Annotated in this window: 14 protein-coding genes and 1 tRNA gene; 4 read left to right on the top strand and 11 right to left on the bottom strand. The window is 56.6% G+C overall.

Going from position 1 to position 16,766, the window contains the following annotated elements; genetic code table 11:
• Positions 1-7: 7 nt before the first annotated feature.
• Together ACR0KS_RS04720 and ACR0KS_RS04715 are read right to left on the bottom strand one after the other, a co-directional pair.
• Complete coding sequence (locus ACR0KS_RS04720) at positions 8-394, bottom strand: GtrA family protein (protein ID WP_170563129.1); 387 nt, start codon at positions 392-394, stop codon at positions 8-10.
• Positions 391-1,350, bottom strand: coding sequence for a glycosyltransferase family 2 protein (locus ACR0KS_RS04715; RefSeq protein ID WP_170563125.1), 960 nt, complete (start codon positions 1,348-1,350; stop codon positions 391-393). The genes ACR0KS_RS04720 and ACR0KS_RS04715 overlap by 4 nt, the downstream gene beginning before the upstream one ends.
• 458 nt (positions 1,351-1,808) lie before the next feature.
• Between ACR0KS_RS04715 and nadA the strand changes: the two genes are divergently transcribed.
• From nadA to nadC, 3 genes are read left to right on the top strand one after another with little or no spacing between them, the layout of a single operon-like run.
• Entirely contained in the window at positions 1,809-2,861 is a 1,053-nt protein-coding gene (nadA, locus tag ACR0KS_RS04710; protein ID WP_170563122.1) for a quinolinate synthase NadA, read from the top strand.
• Positions 2,862-2,869: 8 nt separating this feature from the next.
• On the top strand, positions 2,870-4,438 hold the full coding sequence (locus tag ACR0KS_RS04705) for an L-aspartate oxidase (RefSeq protein WP_170563119.1): 1,569 nt from the start codon (positions 2,870-2,872) through the stop codon (positions 4,436-4,438).
• Positions 4,435-5,283 (top strand): carboxylating nicotinate-nucleotide diphosphorylase, encoded by an 849-nt coding sequence (gene nadC, locus ACR0KS_RS04700; RefSeq protein ID WP_170563116.1) that lies wholly within the window; start codon positions 4,435-4,437, stop codon positions 5,281-5,283. The genes ACR0KS_RS04705 and nadC overlap by 4 nt, the downstream gene beginning before the upstream one ends.
• Positions 5,284-5,289: 6 nt before the next feature.
• Here the strand turns inward: nadC and ACR0KS_RS04695 are convergent.
• The 9 genes from ACR0KS_RS04695 to pyrH all read right to left on the bottom strand — a co-directional run bounded on the left by ACR0KS_RS04695 (position 5,290) and on the right by pyrH (position 15,585).
• Positions 5,290-5,379 (bottom strand) — tRNA-Ser (locus tag ACR0KS_RS04695).
• 90 nt (positions 5,380-5,469) lie between these two features.
• Positions 5,470-7,911, bottom strand: coding sequence for a DUF3772 domain-containing protein (locus ACR0KS_RS04690; RefSeq protein WP_170563113.1), 2,442 nt, complete (start codon positions 7,909-7,911; stop codon positions 5,470-5,472).
• Positions 7,911-8,945: a cysteine synthase A gene (locus tag ACR0KS_RS04685; RefSeq protein WP_170563110.1), complete on the bottom strand. Its 1,035-nt coding sequence runs from the start codon at positions 8,943-8,945 to the stop codon at positions 7,911-7,913. The genes ACR0KS_RS04690 and ACR0KS_RS04685 overlap by 1 nt, the downstream gene beginning before the upstream one ends.
• Before the next feature lie 69 nt (positions 8,946-9,014).
• Positions 9,015-10,130, bottom strand: coding sequence for an NUDIX domain-containing protein (locus tag ACR0KS_RS04680; protein WP_170563107.1), 1,116 nt, complete (start codon positions 10,128-10,130; stop codon positions 9,015-9,017).
• A 30-nt stretch (positions 10,131-10,160) separates the two neighbouring features.
• On the bottom strand, positions 10,161-10,601 hold the full coding sequence (locus tag ACR0KS_RS04675) for a TrgA family protein (protein ID WP_170482250.1): 441 nt from the start codon (positions 10,599-10,601) through the stop codon (positions 10,161-10,163).
• A gap of 16 nt (positions 10,602-10,617) precedes the next feature.
• On the bottom strand, positions 10,618-11,826 hold the full coding sequence (locus tag ACR0KS_RS04670) for an SAM-dependent methyltransferase (RefSeq protein WP_170549655.1): 1,209 nt from the start codon (positions 11,824-11,826) through the stop codon (positions 10,618-10,620).
• Between the two features lie 69 nt (positions 11,827-11,895).
• Positions 11,896-13,320 carry a cryptochrome/photolyase family protein gene (locus ACR0KS_RS04665; RefSeq protein WP_170563104.1) on the bottom strand — a complete coding sequence of 475 codons (1,425 nt, stop codon included), beginning with the start codon at positions 13,318-13,320 and terminating at the stop codon, positions 11,896-11,898.
• A 45-nt stretch (positions 13,321-13,365) separates the two neighbouring features.
• Positions 13,366-14,592, bottom strand: a complete 1,227-nt coding sequence (locus ACR0KS_RS04660; protein WP_170563101.1) for an aminotransferase class V-fold PLP-dependent enzyme — start codon at positions 14,590-14,592, stop codon at positions 13,366-13,368.
• A 240-nt stretch (positions 14,593-14,832) separates the two neighbouring features.
• Positions 14,833-15,585: a UMP kinase gene (pyrH, locus tag ACR0KS_RS04655; RefSeq protein WP_170384010.1), complete on the bottom strand. Its 753-nt coding sequence runs from the start codon at positions 15,583-15,585 to the stop codon at positions 14,833-14,835.
• 96 nt (positions 15,586-15,681) lie between these two features.
• Here pyrH and miaA point away from each other — a divergent pair, with 96 nt between their 5' ends.
• On the top strand, positions 15,682-16,575 hold the full coding sequence (miaA, locus tag ACR0KS_RS04650; RefSeq protein ID WP_170563098.1) for a tRNA (adenosine(37)-N6)-dimethylallyltransferase MiaA: 894 nt from the start codon (positions 15,682-15,684) through the stop codon (positions 16,573-16,575).
• Positions 16,576-16,766 lie beyond the last annotated feature (191 nt).

Here is a 16,766-nt window from a genome sequence, read left to right as displayed (position 1 = left end):
TCACTCTCTAAATTGAGGTTTCTTCGCGATAGACCCACAACCGCAGGATCACGAAGTTTATGATGGGAAGAATGACAACAACCAGACCGGCGGCGACCGGTTCGGCAAGGGCCAGTCTGGGGGCAAGGACACCTGTTATCATTGATGAGACGACAAGGCCGATGGCGATCATGCACAAAAAGCGCCCAAACTGACCGGGCGCCACCACGGGTTTGTCAAACGTCCAAGCGGTTTGACCAACATACTGAATGAGGATAGCGGACCCGAATGCCAGCAGGTTTGCGATCCAAGGGGAACTGAACACCTGCAGCAGCCCCAGATACGCGACAATGTAATATGCGGCGACACCGGTTCCGACCACAGCAAACCGAAATATGCGTTTGCGTTCACTCATGACGTCTTCTGAGCTTTTTCAGAAAGAGTTTCGACACCATTGCCAACTTGTTCGTCCACAAAGAACAGTGGCCGCCCCTTTGCCTCGACGTAAAGCCGTCCAAGGTATTCTCCGATAATGCCCAGCGTCAGCAACTGAATGCCAGAAAAGAAGCTGATGACCAGAACGGTCGAAGCCCAACCAGCCACAGTGCTATAAAGGATTAGGGACCAGAAGACGTAGACCGCCATCAGCGCCGCGACAAGCAGCGTCAGGAATGCCAAACGTGTGGCCATCTGCAGCGGCTTGATCGAAAAACTGGACAACGCGTCGAAAGCCAGCCGGATCATCTTTGACAAAGGGTACTTCGTTTCACCCGCAACACGCGGGTCTCTTACGTATTCTATGCCGATCTGCTTGAAACCCGCCCAAGCAAACATGCCGCGTATGAAACGCGATCGCTCGGGCATGTCCAGAACTGCATCCAAAGCACGGCGGCTGACAAGTCTAAAATCGCCGGTATCATTTGGAATCGGCACGTCGGACAAACGGTTCAACACCCTGTAGAACCCATGAGCGGTCATCTTCTTGAACCAGCTCTCGCCCTTTCGCTCGCTTCTGCGGCCGTACACCACGTCATAACCGCGGTCCATCATGGCCATCATATCCGACACCAGTTCGGGCGGATCCTGCAAATCAGCATCCAGCATAAAAATCCGCTGACCCTGAGCCGCCATCAGACCCGCCGTCAAAGCGACCTGATGCCCTCGGTTCGTGGATAGTTTAATGCCTTTGACGCATGCGTGCTTTTCGCTCTGTTTGCAGATTTCGTCCCACGTCGCATCCGAGGAGCCGTCATCCACCAGCACTATTTCGCAGTCGGCCGACCAAGGATCAGTTGCCGAGACCAGACGCTCGACCAGCATCGGAACAGAGTCCTCTTCGTTCATGCAAGGAACGACAACAGACAATAACATTTAACCTCCGAACGCGAACTGTCCTGCTCGAATTTCTGCGATGGGATCGCTTTTTATAGAACACGTCGCTTTGGTTTTTTCTCTTTGGGTCGCTGCCCTTGATACCCTATCTACAGCACTTCGCTAATCGGCAAGTACCAGTTTTCAGCCCGTAGTCACCCTTGTGACACATCGGAAAAAACTGTCTGCACGATACCGACCAGCCCTGATTGGGATCAGGTATTGGCCACCCGATGTGGCAGCAATGCGCCATTCTTGCGACAAAGCTCGGATTGCATCCGGATTTATGAAAAATTTGCACGCTCGGGGCTACCAAGTCAGAAAATTCAGTCACAAAAACAATATAGTTCCCTCCAAGGTGGGAAATTTGGAACATTCTTCCCCGCTGGGTGGTGGTCAATCCTGATCAAATCTCATATTCAATGCCGCGAGTGTAAACCAGGCAGATATGCAGACCCGTGTTCGACCTACCCGCGCAGCGTGCGCATCTTTCCGATAAATACGACCTCAGCCCCTCGCCGGAACTGGCCGCCAGCATGGAGGACATCTACGCACGCATGTCGCGTGTTGTCTCACCAGTGGACTGGGCTATTTACGCGCCCTACGTCAAGGCGATCAATGACCTGAAGGCCGAGCGTAATGCCGTCATTCTGGGTCACAACTACATGACGCCCGAAATATTCCACGGTATTTCCGACTTTGGCGGCGACAGCCTGCAACTGGCGATCAAGGCCACAGAGGTCGAAGCGGATGTGATCGTGCAATGTGGCGTGCATTTCATGGCTGAGACATCCAAAATCCTCAGCCCTCAAAAGACCGTTCTCATGCCGGATATGGACGCGGGATGCTCGCTGGCTGAATCCATAACGGCAGAAGGCATTGCGGAAATGCGCCGCCGCTATCCCGGAGCCCCCGTGGTGTCGTATGTGAACACAACGGCCGAGGTCAAAGCTGCTTCGGACATCTGCTGTACCTCGTCAAACGCGGCTCAGATCGTCGCAGCACTGGACAGCGACACAATAATTATGACCCCGGATCAGTACCTTGCGCAAAACGTGGCAAGGGACGTTCCGCAAAAGAACGTGGTCTGGTGGGAAGGCTCGTGCATCGTTCACGAACAATACAGCGCCAGCGACCTTCGCGACTTCCGCGAGTGGAATCCCGGCACGCGCCTGATTGCGCATCCCGAATGTCCGCCGGACGTTGTGGCCGAGGCGGATTTTTCTGGCTCGACCAGCGGTATCATCAAGTATGTGACCGACGAAAAGCCCGAAAAAGCGTTGCTGATCACCGAATGTTCGATGGCGTCGAACATTGCGGACGAGTTGCCAGAGGTCGAATTCGTCGGCCCCTGCAACATGTGCCCCTACATGAAAAAGATCACGCTGGAAAAAGTTCTGTACGCGCTGGATACCATGACTGGTCAGGTTGAGGTTGATGCGGACGTAGCAGACAAGGCCCGGCTGGCGGTTCAACGGATGATTGATCTGTCGCGCAAGCTGGGTATTTGACCGGACGGATGCAACACGTCACCACCAAGCGCGTGGTTATTATCGGCGCGGGGCTGGCTGCGGTGTACGCTGCGCTCAAACTGGCTCCGCGTCCGGTTGTCATGATCTCTCCCGAACCTCTTGGTTCCGGTGCAAGCTCGGCTTGGGCACAGGGCGGGGTCGCCGCGGCGATGGCCGCATCCGATAGCCCCGAAGCGCATGCAGAGGACACGATGCGCGCTGGTGCAGGGTCTGTGATGCGCGAGGTCGCGGATTTCGTTACACGCGCTGCCCCGGACCATATCCTTGACCTTTCTGATCTTGGCACGGGCTTCGACCGGACCGCGGACGGAGGATTCATTCAATCCCGCGAGGCGGCCCACTCTGCCGCCCGGGTCGTGCGGGTCAAAGGTGATCAGGCAGGTACGGAAATCATGCGCGCCTTGATCGCAGAGCTGCGTCAGACGCCATCCATACAGGTGATCGAAGGTGTACAAGCGGTTGGTCTGGACAGCGACGGGACACAAGTTCGCGGCGTGTTCCTGACCCCGGCAGAAGACCCCTGCGTGCAGCCATTGGTGCTGCGCGGGTCAGCCTATATTCTAGCGACAGGTGGGTCTGCTGGGCTTTATGCTCAGACGACCAACCCTGCTCGCATCCGGGGTCAAGGGATCGGCATGGCCGCACGCGCCGGTGCGCGTATCGCGGATGCCGAGTTCGTGCAATTCCACCCCACGGCCATCAATGTAGGCGAAGACCCGACCCCTTTGGCCACAGAAGCCTTGCGCGGGGAAGGTGCAACGTTGGTCAATTCCAACGGGCAGCGTTTCATGCAAAACCTACACCCGGACGCAGAGCTTGCCCCCCGAGACGTCGTTGCCCGCGCAGTTTATCTGCAAATGAAGTCGGGTCATCGGCCCGCTCTGGATACCCGGCATGCCATTGGCGCGGCTATTGCCGATCAATTCCCCTTTGTGACCGAAGCATGCCTCAGAAACGGCGTCGACCCGGCCAAATCTCCCATCCCGGTTACGGCAGCGGCCCACTATCACATGGGCGGCGTCGCGGTGGACTTGTCTGGACGCAGTTCTCTGAACGGCTTGTGGGTCTGCGGCGAGGCTGCCTCAACCGGACTGCACGGGGCAAATCGGCTGGCATCCAACGGGCTGTTAGAGGCGCTGGTGTTCGCGCGCTCCTGCTCACATGACATTGCGCGTGTTGTGCCCGTCGACGCTGCGCAGAACGTCGAACTGACCTTTTCAACCGGAACAAGCCAGACAGTGAACGCACAAGACGTTCAGACCCTGCGAAATGTCATGACGAATCTTGTTGGCGTTGTGCGCACAGAAACTGGTCTGAGTCAGGCTTTGAGCGACATCGCGGCACTTGAGGCGCGGAATTCTCATTCGCCTGCATTTTTGAATATGACGGCAACCGCGACCGTCATCACCGCCGCGGCACTGATGCGTGAAGAAAGCCGCGGCGCACACTACCGGTCTGACTTTCCGCAGGCTTCCACTGCGTCCGGACAGCGATCATTTTTGACGCTAGGCCAGGCGATCGCGCTGCGAGACAAATACACAAAGGAATCCGCATGACTGTTCCCGCCCTGCCCGACCTGATTCTCGAACCGCTCATCCGCTCTGCGTTGATGGAGGATCTCGGGTCGAATGGCGATATAACTTCGCTGACCGTAATTCCGCCCGAGACGACATATGCCGCGCGTTTGAACACGCGCGAGGACGCCGTTGTTTCGGGTATGCAGGTCGCAGAACTGGCCTTTCGCTTGGTCGATCCGACATTACAGATCGTTCGGCACGCGCAGGACGGCCAACGCTGCGCGAAAGGAGAAACCCTGATGGAGATTCGCGGCCGCGCGGCCTCGATCCTGTCAGGTGAACGCGTGGCATTGAACTTTGCAGGCCGCCTGACAGGTGTTGCGACAGCTACTGCGGATTTGGTCGCCGAAACCAAAGGCACCAATGCGCGTGTTACCTGCACACGCAAAACAACGCCCGGCCTGCGCATCGTCGAGAAACAGGCCGTACTGCATGGCGGCGGGTATAATCACAGGTTCTCATTGTCTGACGCGATTCTGATCAAGGACAACCACATCGCAGCCGCAGGCGGAGTTCAGGCCGTCCTCGAAGCGACCAAGGCGCGCGCGTCGCACATGATGAAGGTTGAGATCGAAGTTGACCGTCTGGACCAACTGGCCGAAGTACTTGAAGTCGGCGGCGCGGATGTTGTCTTGCTGGACAATATGGCCCCAGACACCCTTGCCGAGGCCGTTGCAATGGTCGGCGGGCGGATGACGACCGAAGCCTCGGGCAACGTCACGCGCAAAACCGTTGCGGCCATCGCAGCGACGGGCGTTGATTACATCTCGTCCGGGGCGCTGACGCATTCTTACCGGACAATCGACCTGGGTCTGGATTTCTAGGCAGGGTGGCGGAGAGACAGGGATTCGAACCCTGGAGACGGTTTCCCGCCTACACACTTTCCAGGCGTGCGCCTTCGACCACTCGGCCACCTCTCCGTGGGCGCGATATTTGGACTATCGCTTAGGGATTTGCAAGGCCCGATTACGGCGAAAATTCAACCTTTTCAGATAAGGGTAGAAACGGCCCTACACCTCATCCCCGTCGCCGTCGGACATGTCGGCCTCAGTCATCTCAATCGCCGTAGATGCAGGAGAATCTGAGAGGTTTGCCTCAGTCTTTTTGTCCGATTCTGCTTGGCGGGTGCCGGTTGGCGTCCGCAGCGTTTCAGGATTACGCAACCAGACGTCACGTTGGGCGAACGGAATCTCGATCCCTTCTTCGTCAAAGCGGCGGTTGATCTCGTGATTCATGTCCGATTTTACGGACAGCACCCAGTTCACGTCGCGTAAGATGGCTCGAATTTCAAAGTCCAGCGAGTCTGCCCCAAATCCTTGGAACACGACGCTGGGCGCGGGATTTGCCAGAACCATCGGGTGTTCGTTCGCAACTTCGCCCAAAATCTTCTCGACCCGCTTTGTATCGGTCCCATAGGCTACGCCAACGGGCACGATGACCCGGCCGATGGTGTTCCCGCGCGTGTAGTTCGTTACCACTCCGCTGATCAGGTCCGAGTTGGGAACGATGACGTCCGTTCTGTCAAAAGTCTCAATCCGCGTTGACCGAACCGAGATATCGCGGACGTACCCCATCATTCCGTTCACATCTATCCAGTCGCCCTTCGAGATGGGGCGTTCGATCAGCAGGATGATGCCTGAGACGAAATTGGACACGATTGTCTGCAGGCCAAAACCGATACCGACAGACAAAGCACCCGCAACGATCGCCAGCGAGGACAGATCGAACCCTGCGACCATGATGGCCACAAGTGCTGCCAGAAAAATCCCGACATATCCCGTCCCGGATACGATCGCGTTCTGACCACCGGGGTCAATGCTGGTTTTGGGTAGCAACGAGTTCCGCAGCCCCCCTTGCAACATCCGAGTCAGCCCATATCCAATGAGGAAAACGATAACGAAAACAAAGAAGTTGCTGGGCGAGATTGTCACGCCGCCGATATCGAACCCCATCAGCAGACGCGACCAAGCCTCGAGCAAATCTGTTTGGCGCGCGCCCCAATAGAGGGCAAGGATTGGCAAGGCCAAGATTGCCAGTACAAACCCAACCAAAACCGAGAACAGCGAGTCCCACACAGCTTCGCCCTGCCCGGTGATCCAGCCGTAGACTTGCGTGATAAAGCGCTGGAAAATGACAAGCGCCGCAATAAGGACAAGCGTCTTGACCGCCGGGAAAACTACGGCCTCAGCCGCGTTCGTGAAGCCGAAAACTGCAAGTACAGGCGTTGCGATACCCAACAGGAACAGCGCGCGGCGTAAGAATTCGACCATCTGGCTAAAGCCTGCCACGCGGGTCGTTCCGGTCGGGTCTGGTTCATCCTGCTGAGCGTCAGTTGTCCGAATATGCCGAACACGAAGCAGCAGCAAAGCAGTGGCAACAATGACCGGAAAGCTGACAACGGCTCTGGTAGAGTCCGAAATGTTCTCGATCTGCTCGAACAATATTGCCAATTCATGCAGGATCAACATCACCGCCAGCAAGTCAATGTAGACGCGCAACTCTTTGATTTTGATCGCAGACAGGCGTTTGAAACCCTGAGCTTGCCCAATGAGGTAAATTTGACGCCCAATCCAGTCGTAGAAAAAGATGATTGCGGCCCAATACGGCACTTCCTCAAGCAGCAATGACCCGCGCAGCCCCAGCACCCCTGTCAGGTTAATGGCAACAACTGCGGCCAGAACCCCCAGCCACGGCAAGAGGATCCGCAGCAGCGAAATCACAAACGTCCAAACCCCTGTACCGGACCCACCCAAGAGGCGCAGGTAGTCCCCGCCTCTCTCGGACCAGTTTCTTCCGAAGACCAGCAACACGACCGAGATTACCGACAGGACAAAAATCCCAAGCCCACGTTCCCGTATTTGCTCGCGCGCGACGTCGGTTCGCAAATTCTCGGCTATTTCGTTGATCAGGCTACGGGCGGCTTCTTTCACGTCCACCCATGCTGGACCCCAGTAAGCCGGGTTAATGGGTGACGGACCTCTTTCCATCAGCTCCTTGGTCTGACGGTGACGGATAATCTGGTCAATCTCACTGATAAGACCGTTGGCCCTGCTATATGCCTCCTCTGAAATGATACGAGGCACACGCAGGCCGTTTAGCTGCTCATCAAGGTGTTGACGGATGGCTGCGATGTCTTCCGGCTCGGTCTCTTCGCCTTCGGGCTTGGGGCCAAGAGCCTCAAGCTGGCTTTCCAGAGTTTGAATCCGGTCTGTATTGGCGCTGCGGGCCTTGTTGAAGTCTTCGCGGTAAACATTTATTTCCGAACGCAAATTCTCGAGCGCTGCGTTCGAAGCGCGGTTCGCTTCGATAACACCCTCGGCCCGATCCGCCGTTTTAATCCAACCCTGATAGTATTCACTTTGTCGATCTGTCAGTTGGGCGGCGACAGGGCCGCCCAAAACGGCGAAACAAACCGAAACCAGGGCTAGGAACAGGCGGACCTGCCGCAGCATCATACGTCCTCGAACACGCCGGGGATGCTGCGGGGCGCTTCGGTCATCCAATCCGGGACTGGCAGCTCTTTCTCACGCAGGAATTCCGGGTTGAACAGCTTGGACTGATAGCGCGTGCCATAGTCGCACAGGATGGTGACAATGGTATGCCCCGGCCCCAGATCCTTGGCCAATCGCACGGCACCGGCCATGTTGATCGCGGTCGAACCGCCCATGACCAGACCTTCTTCGCGCAGCAGATTAAAGATGTAGGGCAGCGCTTCGTTGTCCGTCATCTGATGGGCATAGTCCGGCTTGAACCCCTCAAGGTTCTTGGTGATGCGCACCTGACCGATACCTTCGGCGATCGAGCTTCCCTCCATCGCGATCTCACCGGTGGTGTAGTAGGAATAAAGCCCTGCCCCCATCGGATCGACCAGACCGATCTTGACGCCTTTGGGCTGCAACGCGTCAGCAACTCCGGCCAGCGTACCGCCCGATCCAACGGCGCACACAAACCCATCGACCTTACCATCGGTTTGTTCCCAAATCTCGGGGCCAGTGGTTTCCACATGCGCCTGACGGTTTGCCACGTTGTCAAACTGGTTGGCCCAGATCGCACCGTTCGGTTCGGACTGCGCCAGCTCCTCGGCTAGACGACGCGAGTAGTGCACGAAGTTATTGGGGTTGCGATAAGGGGCGGCCGGAACCTGCACCAGTTGCGCCCCCGCAAGCCGCAGCATGTCCTTCTTTTCTTCGGACTGGGTTTCCGGGATCACGATAACGGTCTTGAACCCCATCGACGCCCCAACCAGCGCAAGGCCGATTCCGGTATTGCCTGCGGTGCCTTCAACGATCGTTCCGCCGGGCTTCAGCTCACCGCGTGCGATGGCGTCCTTGATGATATACAGCGCCGCGCGGTCCTTGACCGATTGGCCGGGGTTCATGAACTCGGCCTTGCCAAGGATTTCACACCCGGTTTCTTCGCTGATGCGTTTCAGCCGGATCAACGGCGTTTTTCCTACTGCGTCAGCAAGGTCTCGTGCAATGCGCATGGCGCCCTCATTTCATTACATAACAACGAAGATTTACAGTCGACGCGCGACAACCACAAGCGGCGATAACTATGCGCGCAGCCGGTTCCGGTGACGGGCAAGCCAATGGGCCAGCGACAACAGCGGCAAATCCTTGAACCCGTTGCCATCGACATGGTCCATAAACTCGACAAACGGCATGATTTGCGTTCGGATATCCTCGCCCTCCGAGGCAACCCCGCCGTTGTCTATTGTTCGATTAAGATCGGCGAGTCCGACATAGAGATGAATGAATTCAGTCGATGACCCACTGGAAGAATAAGCGCCACCTGCGTATTCCAGAGCACTAAGTTGTGTCTGGGCCTCCTCCACGGCCTCGCGGCGGGCGGCCTGCTCGGGCGTTTCCCCAGGGTCGATCATACCGGCCACAGGTTCCCACATCCAAGGTTCCGGGTCGCCTATCAGAAAGACCGGAGCCCGGAATTGCTCGACCAGCAAAACCGTGTCTCGGACCGGGTCATACGGCAGAACGACCACCGCACTACCCTGCATCAAGCCACTACGGTTCAGGACTTCGCCCATTGAACCGTCATGTTGGCGGTGCTGCACCCTAAGCTCGTCCATCCCAAAATAGCTGAGGTAGGCCCTTTGATGCTGATGCACCACGACATCTTTGCCAACACTGCGCGGGTCACCCGTGAGGCGTTGTCGGGCGGCAAGCCGCGCCCACGCTCTGGTTCGGATTGCCGGGAAACTTTGTGCAATCGTGGCCGCATCCACACGACCGTAGAAATCCATGACTTCTTCGGCGGCCAGCATGGTGACGTCTCCCCACGTGTCCACCCAATTTCGCAAGGACCAAATTTGATCGGGAATCCAATGTTCTGACTCGGGATAGAAGACGCTGGCTTCGGTCATCGACCCATCTTGCAGCTCTATGTTTTGCGTTCTGAGGTCATAATCGAACCCACCCTCATAGAACCTCAGCCGATTGAGTTCCTCATCGCCAAGCCCTCGCACCAGAAGCCCGTCAGCCAAGCTGTCTTTTTCCGTCAAAATCATCGGGAAAGCCTGTCCTTGCACCCCGTAAACGGCGTGACCGTTCAAAGATGCTTTGCAGATGTCGAGTTGCAATACCGTACACCCCAACACCAGTTCCAACAGAGGCAAGTGTCGGAGTGTGCCGTAGAAAAATAGATCAGACAAGGAATGAAGTCTCGTGTTTCAGACGAAGAATTATCGCCAGCGGCGGCTGGCTTCCTCAGTGGCAAGACCCGCCACAAGAGCACCGATCGCCAAGGTCAAAAGGATTTCGGGTGTCAGCAACAGCCGACCATACTCGATGCCAATCTGGAAAATCGCCAGCAGCGCCTCAAACGGGCCATCGTATCTATGACGCATGGCCAGACGGAACATTTCGTAACATCCCTGCACGAACAGCCCCCAAAACACCAACGAAGCTATTCCAGTCAAGCCATTGTTGATTGCGGCGGTCCACCCTTTGCCAGCGCGCCGACCCATGATCATCCATCCGCAGGCAACGCCCAAAAACATGTTGATATAGGTGAACGCGCCGTAATCCTTACCTTCTTCCCCGTTCGTGATGATCATGCTCGACACGAGGAAAGCCACCACCAAAAGACAGACGGCGGCAATTAGACGTGAGGCGGTGGGCATTAGAGGGGTCCGTTCACTACACTGGTTTCGCTACAGTAATCTGTGTCACATCGCAATTACCGGTGTCAAAGGCTGCGCCGCAGGCAGTTAAATAATAATTCCACATGCGGCGAAAACGCTCATCAAACCCCATGTCGGCAATCACATCCCACTTGTCGTTGAACGTTTCGTACCACCGCCGCAGAGTCAGATCATAGCTCTTGCCGAACTCTTTCGACGTCACGACGTTCAACCCCGCCTGCGAAACCTGTTCCTTCAACACAGAAGGTGCCGGTAGCATCCCACCGGGGAATATGTATTTCTGAATGAAATCAACGCCGTTTCGATAAACATCCCACCTGTGATCGGCTACGGTTATGATCTGCAGCGTTGCCTGCGCACCTGGCTTGAGGCGTTCTCGGACTGTTTCAAAATAGACAGGCCAGTATTTTTGTCCGACCGCTTCAAACATCTCAATCGAAGCGATACCATCATATTGGCCACGCTCGTCCCGATAGTCTTGTAGCTTGAACTCGACCATCTCTGATAGCCCAGCTTTTTCAATCCTCTGCCGGGCAAACTTCAACTGTTCTTCACTGATCGTAAGCCCTGTGACCCGCAAACCACGCTCCTTCGCGGCATATTCTGCAAATCCGCCCCAACCGCATCCGATCTCAAGGATATGATCTCCGGGTTTCGCACCCATTTCATCGACCAAACTGGCATATTTCGCCGTTTGCGCATTTTCGAGGCTTTCCTGCCCCGTCTCAAACAAAGCGCTGGAATACGTCATCGTATCATCCAGCCACAACGCATAGAAATCATTACCTAAATCGTAATGATACGAGATGTTCTTTTTCGCCTGTTTCCGGCTGTTGCCGTGCAACCAGAACCGCAGACGCTCATATGCTTGAACAAGGAACTTACCGGTGAAATCGTCATAGACCGTTTCGGTGCCCAAATGCACAAGATCCATGAAAGACCGCAGGTCCGGAGTGCTCCAGTCTCCTTCCAGATAGGCGTCGGAAAAGCCCAGCTCACCTTCACGGATCAGGCGTGCGAAAACGTCGGGGTTGTGAATATCCACCCGCGCGACCGGTCCGGGCCTGGCGCCTTCTGACCGAAAGATGCGACCGTCCGGCAGAGCGATGTCCAATCGCCCGGATTCCATCTTGTTCAGCATTTTCAGAACTTGACCGAAATACCTCGGCAGGCCCTTTTGCCCTTCTGTCGTCGTATGGATCATCCGCTTTCCCCTGTGCGGTTGCTGTTTCAGGCTAGGACGAGTTTGTGTTTCTGGCAAGTTTTCAGTTCCTTACTGGCTTTTTCGGCCTTCATAAGCCGCGAGCGCTCGCGCGCGGCCGACAGGCAATTCAACAATCGGGTTTGGATACAAGTCCGTCTCAGAGATGCCCCATGCGCGTGGAACGGCGTCAAAATACGCAAGCGCCGACGCGGGCGGGTTTGATTGCCCTTCGGCAATCCATTTGCGCACATATACCCCATTCGGATCAAATTTCTCCTGCTGTGTCAGCGGGTTAAATATCCGAAAGAACGGCGAAGCATCCGGGCCCGAGCCTGCAACCCACTGCCAACCCATCGCGTTACAGGCCGGATCCCAATCGATCAGACAGTCATCAAACCACCTCATCCCGATTTTCCAATGCGTCATCAGATGCTTGGTCAAGTAGCTGGCTGTGATCATGCGCGCCCGATTGTGCATTCGGCCGGTCACGTACATCTGGCGCATCGCTGCGTCCACAACCGGAATCCCGGTTTTTGCCGTTTGCCATGCGATCACCTCGGGGCGGGTGACGTCCGTATTCCACGGAAACGCCTCCCACTCTGGTTTCCAATTCTCGGTCAACAGGTGTGGCGTATGAAACATCAGGTGATATGCGAACTCTCGCCACACAAGCTGACGCAAGAATGCATCGGTCCCTGACACTCCGGTCATCGCCGCGTTTTGAACCGTGTGCCAAACAGTGCGTGGACTGATTTCCCCTAAAGACAGGTATTCGGACAGATTTGACGTTGCATCGCGATCCAGCCGGTCCCTGTTTTCGGAGTAATACGAAATCCGATCCAAGAAACCGTGCAATGCTTTGATCGCGGTGGTTTCGCCTGCCCGCACGTGTGGGGCCACAATTGCCGCCCCTCGGTTCATGCCCGAAGCCAGGTTCCACTCTGACAGATCGTCCGATCCCGGCCAGTTCTGCGGCCCCCTCAGCGTTGCAGGGGCAGGTTCGGGTGACGCAACATCCCGGCCCTGTACTGCCCTCCACATCGGTGTGAAAACGCGGAACGGCTGACCGGATTTGGTTGCAACAGTCCAAGGTTCAAACAGCAGATGACCTGCGAAGGATTGTGCCTTTACACCCTGATCCGACAACCGCGACTTTGCATCGGTATCGCGCGCAATTGCGTCGGGATCATAGGCACGGGACCAGTAGACAGCCGTTGCGCCTGTTTGCGAGATAAGGTCTTCAAGAACCGCAAGAGCGTGCCCGCGACGCAGAACCAAACGACTGCCCAGATTGTTCAGCGACTGCGCCAGTGCATCCACGCCCAATCCCAAACGCCATTTGGGTGCAGCCCCAAGCGCCTCGGCCTGATCATCCAAAATAAACAAGGGAATAACCGGCTGTCCTGAGGCGACCGCAGCCGTCAGCGCCGGATGGTCCGACAGACGCAAGTCCCGTCGGAACCAAACAATAATCGGTGGCCGCTCGTTTTCCATTTTCGCCCTGTTTTCTTCGGTCTACGAAACAGAGCCAAAACCGGATCACAAAACGGCGTCAAGTGCATTCAATAATTGATCAATTTCCTGCTGAGAGGTGTAGTGCGTGAAGCTGACCCGCAGCACGCCTTGGGCCAAATCGACCCCCATCGCCTGCAGCGGGCGCACGGCGTAGAAGTCTCCTCCGCCAGCCATGATACCGTAGTCCACGAGATCAGCCGCGACCTGCTCGGCGTTGCGCGTCAGGGCCATCGCAACAGTCGGGGCTCGTCTGCTTGCATCCGACGTTCCAATCAGTCGAACGGCGTTGCGATCCTTGACCGCGTCCAGAACCGGCTGAAGCAAAGCCACTTCTTGCGCACGCATCAGGTCGTGGACAAAGGCACCGCGTTCGGTCGCATCGCTGTCAGGCCCATTGTGATGGTCACACAGAAGGTCAACGTAGTCCGCCATACCTGCGCTTGCCGCGATTTGGGCGTGGTCTGGACCGGCGGGTGTAAAGCGTTTATACAGCACATCCGCGTTAAAATAATGCGCCTGATTGGGCAGCAGATCACCCAGAGATTTTCGGACCACCATGCAGCCCTGATGCGGCCCATAGGTCTTGTAGGCGGAAAACAGGTAGATATCCGGCCCAAGGTCACCGACATTCGGAAACCCGTGCGGCGCGTATGAAACGCCGTCGACGCAGACGAAAGCGCCCGCCGCATGCGCGATGGCCGTAATTTCGGTAACCGGGTTGATCTCTCCGATCACGTTCGAGCAGTGCGGGAAACAGACCAGACGCACCTTTTCATCCAGCAGGTGTTCAAGATCATGCGGGTTCAGGGATCCGGTCTCGGGATCGATCTGCCACTCACGGATTTCAATGCCGTCATCCGCAAGTCGACGCCACGGACCCGAGTTCGCCTCATGATCCTGATTGGTGACAACAATAGCCTCGCCGGGTTTCATCCATTGGCGGAATGCCTGCGCCAGAACATAGGTGTTCTGAGTGGTTGATGGGCCAAAGCTCAGCTCTTCCGTCTCAACGCCCAGAATAGCGGCCATCCGACTGCGGGCCTCGTCCATTTCGTCACCCGCCAAACGGCTGGCCTCATAGGGGCCGTAGGGCTGAACCTTACGCTGGGTATAGTAACGGGTCAGCCGGTCAAGAACCGGTTTGCAGGTGTAGGAACCGCCTGCATTCTCAAAAAACGCCTGCCCTTGCAGACTGGGTTCGGAAAACGCCGGGAACTGTGACCGTACAAAATTGATATCCAGAGTGCTCATGGCACGGGACTCCTTGATCATGCGCGTCAATCCATGAGGAGCACGAGCATGATTTCGGTCCCCTCGGAAATCATGGCAGGTCTTCCAGCCCAGCCCGCACTTATGAAGCACCGGCAGCCCTTGCGGTTCACAAGAACAGCGCCAAATTGCCCACAACACCATTTGCCGTCAAGCAGGCCTGCAATCGCGACAAAAAAAGCCGGGCGTTTCAGCCCGGCTTTGTTACGTGATTTGGGTAATTTAACCCTGAACCTTGGTGTAAGTCCCCTCACCCGCGAGAATACCACGGAAGCCGCCCGGCTCATCCAGGCCAAAAACGATCAGCGGCAGGTTGTTGTCCCGTGCAAGCGCAATGGCCGATGCATCCATGACCCGCAGTCGCTTGGCCAGCACGTCGTCATAGGTCACGGTATCATAGCGCACGGCGTCCGCATGTTCTTTGGGGTCTTTGTCATACACGCCATCGACACCGTTTTTGCCCATGAAGATCGCCTCGCACGCCATTTCGTTGGCGCGCAGCGTCGCGGCAGTGTCAGTGGTAAAGTAAGGGTTTCCGGTCCCGGCCGCAAAAATGCAAACCCGCTTTTTCTCAAGGTGGCGAACGGCGCGGCGGCGGATGTAGGGTTCACACACCTCGTCCATCCGAATGGCCGAAATAACACGGGTAAATACGCCGATTTCTTCCAAGGCGGACTGCATCCCAAGTGCGTTCATCACGGTCGCCAGCATTCCCATATAGTCAGCGGTCGTCCGCTCCATCCCCTGTGCCGAACCGCTCAGGCCGCGGAAAATGTTGCCGCCGCCAATGACCATGCAGATTTCAACGCCCAGATCGTGAACGGATTTCACCTCTTGCGCGATACGCTGAACGGTTGGCGGGTGCAGGCCAAAGCCTTGATCCCCCATAAGCGCTTCGCCGGATATTTTCAGCATCACGCGCTTGTACGTTGTTTTCGGGGGTTCAACTGTGTCGGTTGTCGGGGAAAGGCTCATGTTGCGCTCCGGGCTGGCACGGGTTTAATTCCGGCGCAAAATGAAGCAAAACCTCGGCAGGTTCAATGCGGATGGTAAGGAATGAGGCGTGCCGGGATGACCAAGCCTGAAACACAGCAGATTCTGGATCGCCTGCCGAAGATTCCCGAGGGTGCTCCGGTGCTGATCGCCGGGCCAACGGCCTCTGGAAAATCCGCGCTTGCCTTGGAGATCGCTGAACGGTTCGGGGGCGTCATCGTGAATGCGGATGCCAGTCAGGTTTACGATTGCTGGCGCGTGATTTCAGCCCGGCCGTCAATCGAAGATGAGGCGCGCGCGCCGCACTTGCTATACGGTCACATCGCATATGATCAGGAGTACTCGACCGGTCATTGGCTGCGCGAGGTCAAGCCGCTGCTGGCTGTTGATCAGAGGCCAATTATAGTTGGCGGCACCGGGCTTTATTTCTCTGCCCTAACCGAAGGTATGGCGGACATTCCGCCGACACCCGCCGAAATTCGGTCCGAGGCGGACAAGTTGGACCTGCAGTCCCTTATGAAAGGCGTCGACGCTGGAACGCTAGCGCGCATTGACACGCAAAATCGTGCTCGCGTTCAACGGGCGTGGGAAGTGCAGCACGCAACGGGCCGAAGCCTAAGCGACTGGCAGGCAGATACCCCCCCTCCGGCGCTAAATCTGCAAGACGCGGTCCCCATTGTGTTTGATGTGGACAAACAATGGCTTCTGGACAGGATCACACGCCGTTTTGACATGATGTTGGACTCAGGTGCCCTGGAAGAAGTCAAAGCCATGCAGGACAGGTACGATCCGTCGCTTCCTTCCTTTAAGGCGATCGGGGTTCCCGAGTTGATGGCCTACCTCAAGGGACAAATGACGCTGCAAGACGCACGCGAACGCGCGACAATCTCGACGCGCCAGTTTGCCAAACGCCAACGAACATGGTTCCGGGCGCGGATGAAAAACTGGAATCGGGTAGATTTCTCAAAGTGATACCTCAGGTGACGGGCGGTCTGGTTTCTCCTAGTTCACGGCCTTCCCCTAATCACCGAATCCGCGCGACTGATCCCGTCAAAGGGTCAGTCAGGCACCCAGCCCCAAGGAGGTCATTGCCGACTAACTGAGGCCGCCGATGTCGTTTTTGTATCCTGAATGACGATTTCGAGCGTTGACCTGATCCAAAT

Source organism: Ruegeria sp. BC7, assembly GCF_056539165.1.
This window is presented reverse-complemented; position numbering and strand designations above follow the sequence as displayed.